We start from the raw sequence: 514 nt of genomic DNA on the forward strand, positions 1-514 counted from the left end.
GGCCCGGACCTGCCTTACGACCAGCGCGAGGAGGACGGCGGGGCCCTGGTGTTCGACACGGCGCCGCTGGAGGCCCCCCTGGAGCTGCTCGGTGCGCCGGAGCTGGAACTCGCCTTCTCCGTGGACCGGCCGGTGGCGATGGTCGCCGTGCGTCTCTCCGACGTCGCACCGGACGACAAGGCGACACGCACCACCTACGGCCTGCTGAACCTTACCCACCGCGACAGCCACGCCGAGCCGGAGCCGCTGACACCGGGGCGGCGTTACCGGGTCCGCGTCCCGCTCAACAACGTGGGCCACGCCTTCGCCACCGGCCACCGCGTGCGGCTGGCGATCTCCACCTCCTACTGGCCGCTGGCCTGGCCGTCCCCGGAACCCGTCCGGCTCACCGTGGACCTTGGGGACACGCGCCTGTGGCTGCCGGTGCGCAGCGCCCAGACGAACGCGCCGGCGGTACGCCTGCCTGCACCGGACTACCCGGCCCCGTCGCCGGTAACACGGCTGCACGAGGCGG

At 73.7% G+C, this 514-nt stretch carries 1 protein-coding gene; it reads left to right on the forward strand.

Going from position 1 to position 514, the window contains the following annotated elements; all coding sequences use genetic code 11:
* Nucleotides 1–514: CocE/NonD family hydrolase C-terminal non-catalytic domain-containing protein (locus tag G7A99_RS24585; RefSeq protein ID WP_305792381.1), on the forward strand; the 514-nt coding region annotated here is incomplete at both ends.

This window comes from Arhodomonas sp. KWT (assembly GCF_010993615.1).